Origin of the sequence: Aquabacter cavernae (assembly GCF_003993795.1) — a bacterium.
Taxonomy (GTDB): Bacteria; Pseudomonadota; Alphaproteobacteria; order Rhizobiales; family Xanthobacteraceae; genus Aquabacter; species Aquabacter cavernae.
This window is the reverse complement of the sequence record NZ_RWKV01000013.1, coordinates 2,501-4,296: the sequence shown is the minus strand read 5'-3', so window position 1 is coordinate 4,296 and position 1,796 is coordinate 2,501. Positions and strand designations below refer to the sequence as shown.

Annotated in this window: 1 rRNA gene (cut by a window edge); it reads right to left on the bottom strand. The window is 54.1% G+C overall.

Going from position 1 to position 1,796, the window contains the following annotated elements:
* Positions 1 to 1,673, bottom strand: a 23S ribosomal RNA gene (locus EJJ38_RS13415); it reaches 1,240 nt to the left of the window's first position.
* Positions 1,674 to 1,796: the final 123 nt, after the last annotated feature.

Genomic DNA, 1,796 nt, shown 5'->3' with positions numbered 1-1,796 from the left:
CCAAGNCAGAGGCCTCCTTATCCCGAAGTTACGGAGGTAAATTGCCGAGTTCCTTCAGCATAGTTCTCTCAAGCGCCTTGGTATACTCTACCAGTCCACCTGTGTCGGTTTCGGGTACGGTCTATGTGGGGGCTATTTCCTGGTACCCTTCACAGGCCCGGTCAATCCAATAAGACCAGACAAGCTGCCGGATACGTCACACACCCACTGGCCCACGATTATTAACGTGGTTCCCATCGACTACGCCTTTCGGCCTCGCCTTAGGGGCCGGCTAACCCTGCGCAGATTAGCTTTACGCAGGAACCCTTGGACTTTCGGCGACAGTGTCTTTCACACTGTTTGTCGTTACTCATGTCAGCATTCGCACTTCCGATACCTCCAGAGGCCCTCACGGGTCCTCCTTCGCAGGCTTACGGAACGCTCCGCTACCGCTTGCCCGAAGGCAAACCTAAAGCTTCGGCGCGTGGCTTGAGCCCCGTTACATTTTCGGCGCGAGAATCCTAGACCAGTGAGCTGTTACGCTTTCTTTAAAGGATGGCTGCTTCTAAGCCAACCTCCTGGTTGTTTTCGGACTCTTACATCCTTTCCCACTTAGCCACGACTTGGGGGCCTTAGCTGTTAGTCAGGGTTGTTTCCCTCTCCACGACGGACGTTAGCACCCGCCGTGTGTCTCCCGTGTAGTACTTCCTGGTATTCGGAGTTTGGTTAGGTTTGGTAGATCGGTAAGACCCCCTAGCCCATCCAGTGCTCTACCCCCAGGAGTATTCGCACGAGGCGCTACCTAAATAGCTTTCGCGGAGAACCAGCTATTTCCGGGTTTGGTTGGCCTTTCACCCCTAGCCACAAGTCATCCGAGACTTTTTCAACAGGCACCGGTTCGGTCCTCCAGTGCGTGTTACCGCACCTTCAACCTGCTCATGGCTAGATCACCCGGCTTCGGGTCTAATCCGACGAACTGAACGCCCTGTTCAGACTCGCTTTCGCTGCGCCTACACCTATCGGCTTAAGCTCGCTCGCCAGACTAAGTCGCTGACCCATTATACAAAAGGTACGCGGTCACCCTTTCGGGCTCCCACTGTTTGTAGGCATCCGGTTTCAGGAACTGTTTCACTCCCCTCGTCGGGGTGCTTTTCACCTTTCCCTCACGGTACTGGTTCACTATCGGTCGCTAAGGAGTACTTAGGCTTGGAGGGTGGTCCCCCCATGTTCAGACAGGATTTCACGTGTCCCGCCTTACTCAAGGACAAAGGTTCGCATTACTCATACGGGGCTATCACCCTCTAAGGCGCCGCAGTCCTGACGGCTTCTGATTGTCTTACCTTTGCCACTGGCCTAGTCCGCGTTCGCTCGCCACTACTAGCGGAGTCTCTGTTGATGTCCTTTCCTCCGGGTACTTAGATGTTTCAGTTCCCCGGGTTCGCCTCTAACCCCTATGTATTCAGGATTAGATACCTTCATATGAAAACTAGAAATCCGAAGCTTTCGCCTCGGCTCGACCGAAATCGTTCCGAGGTAAAACCTCGGAGTTCTAGTTTTCGAAGGTGGGTTTCCCCATTCGGAAATCTCTGGATCAAAGCCTGTTCGCGGCTCCCCAAAGCTTATCGCAGCGTACCACGTCCTTCTTCGCCTCTTAGCGCCAAGGCATCCACCGAATGCCCTTAAGACACTTGATCGTTCTCATCGTCGATGCCCACCACTCGGCAGAGCTAACCGGATGCCGCAACCGCATGCTTAAGGACATGCAGATGGACAAACCGGAACGGGATCGACGGATCTTTTAAAGACCAGCTTCGCAT